The organism is Prevotella falsenii DSM 22864 = JCM 15124 (assembly GCF_000613945.1).
GTDB lineage: Bacteria > Bacteroidota > Bacteroidia > Bacteroidales > Bacteroidaceae > Prevotella > Prevotella falsenii.
In genome coordinates, this window is record NZ_BAJY01000070.1 from 1 (window position 1) to 2,348 (window position 2,348).

2 protein-coding genes are annotated in these 2,348 nt (G+C 46.3%); both read right to left on the bottom strand.

The genetic code is table 11. From position 1 onward, the window contains the following. Positions 1–55: 55 nt before the first annotated feature. Positions 56–535: a hypothetical protein gene (locus JCM15124_RS12410; protein ID WP_024999659.1), complete on the bottom strand. Its 480-nt coding sequence runs from the start codon at positions 533–535 to the stop codon at positions 56–58. Between the two features lie 22 nt (positions 536–557). Beyond that, positions 558–2,348: peptidase domain-containing ABC transporter (locus tag JCM15124_RS12415; RefSeq protein ID WP_024999660.1), on the bottom strand; the 1,791-nt coding region annotated here is incomplete at its 5' end.

Genomic DNA, 2,348 nt, shown 5'->3' on the forward strand with positions numbered 1-2,348 from the left:
CAGTAACTACATTTGCCTTTCCTCTTTCACCGTTTTATTACGGTTAAAAAGGAAGTTATATGATATTTGTTATTTGCTTGACTATCCTCTGAAGCACGCTTTCATTGCTTATAAGTATGGATGCTGTGCCTGTCATTCCGCTGATAATCTTATACTTGCAATCCGTTATCCTTACCTGTGCCGTGAACACGTTGCCTGCTGTCGTTTGCTTGGGTGTATGCGATGTGGCTGTTATTATACCATTGGCAGCTCCGTATGTTTCTGTATCGTAGCCCTCAAATTCGATGTTTACCGTCATTCCTTTTGCTATCGTATTCACGTATTTATAGGGAACGGTTGTTGTGCCTTGATGTGCATCCGCCATCTCAACCCTTGCGCTGATGGTTTCGGGATAAGGTATAAAGTAGGCACCCATCAACAGTCCCAATATAACAATGGTAATGACCGTTATACCATAACGGACAATCCTTGTTGGTATCTCGCCTATGATATGCCTGACCTTCTCGCTGCGGAGTTCTATCTTGTCGTCTGCCATAGTTGGTTTTCCTTTCTTAATGTCAGTTGCCCAATTCCAATTGATTCTTTACGAGGCTATAATATGCGCCACGCTTTACCGTGAGTGCTTCGTGATTGCCGATTTCCACCACCTTGCCTTTATCCAATACTACTATCTGATCAGCATTCTTCACCGTGCTTAGGCGGTGTGCCACGATAACCACCGTTTTGCCTTTGTAGAACTTGTCCAGATGCTCTACTATCATACGCTCATTGTTGGCATCGAGTGAGTTGGTGGCTTCGTCAAGAAAGATATAGTCGGGGTTCTTGTACACGGCTCTCGCTATCAGGATACGTTGTTTCTGTCCTTGGCTCAAACCCACGCCATCGCGCCCTATCTTGGTATTGTATTTTAATGGCAGCCCCATCACATAATCGTGAATACAGGCTATCCCGGCAGCCTGCTGCAACCGCTGCTTGTCTATTTCCCCATCATCAACGGCAATGTTGCGTGCAATGGATTCAGAGAAGATGACACCGTCCTGCATCACTACGCCACATTGTCTGCGCCACCATTTCTTATTGAGTGTGTTCACATCTGTTCCTCCAATGGTGATTTGCCCGCCCAATACAGGGTAATAGCCCAGCATCAGTTTGACAAGAGTGGTCTTTCCGCTACCTGATGCCCCGACAATGGCAGTTACCTTGCCTTTGGGGATAGTGAGGCTTACATCATCAATGATGGTTTTCAGTGCGTGAGGGTCGTATTTGAAGTTTACATTTTCAAGGTCTATGCCTTTGTTTTCTTCTTTCACTGAAGTTTCCAATCCTTGCTTTCCGTTCTCATCGTCCATACGGTGTATCTCATTGATGCGCTCGAGGCTTATCTTTACATCTTGTACGGAGTAGAAGAAACTCATCAGCTGCTCAACGGGTGAATTGAGTTGTCCGATGATATACTGCACGGCAAGCATCATACCCAGCGTGAGTTGTCCGTGTATCACGGCTGTTGCTGCCACCACGGTGATAACAATGTTTTTGAGTTCATTGATGAAGATGCTGCCTGCCTCCTGTGTCTGCTGGAGTTTCAGCGATTTCATCTGTACCCCGAAGAGGTCTGCCTGTACGTCCTCCCACTCCCAACGACGGCGTTGTTCACAATCTTGGAGTTTTATCTCCTGCATGGATGTGATAAACTCGTAGGTCTTGTTGTTATTGATGGCTTGCTGCTCAAAGAGCTCATAGTCGAGTACCTTTCTGCGCCTGAGGAAGAGTGCAAGCCAACCGCCATAGAGCAGACTGCCGAGCATGAAGATGGTAAAGACAAGCCAATTATAAGACAGCAGCACGATGCTGAATACCACAAAGGTGAAGAGTGAGAACACGATGCTGAGCGTTTGCTGTGTCAGGAACGAGTTTACACGGCTATGGTCGCCCATACGCTGCATAAGGTCGCCCATCAGCTTAGTGTCGAAAAATGACATCGGCAGCTTTAAGAGCTTGATAAAGAAGTCGCTCACCAATGAGATGTTGATACGCAGCGAGATATGCAGCAGCAGCCAGCGGCGGATAAAGTCAATGGCAGTACGGCTCACCGTGAGCATCAGTTGCCCAAGAAGTATCAGCCAAATAAAGCCGATGTTCTGGTTTTTGATGCCCACATCCACGATGGCTTGCGTGAGGAAAGGCAGAATAAGTTGCAGCAGACTACCCACGAGCAAACCCAAAACTATCTGCCCGAAATATTTGCGATATTTCTTGATATAACCGAAAAGGAACTTGAATGAACGTTCTTCTTTTGATTTTTCGTCTGTCTGCTTTTCATAAAAGGCAGGTGTGGGTTCCAAGAACAT

Bases quoted from the DNA above. Each gene is read 5' to 3' on its own strand.
- JCM15124_RS12410 (WP_024999659.1), bottom strand. From the start codon at position 535: ATGGCAGACGACAAGATAGAACTCCGCAGCGAGAAGGTCAGGCATATC.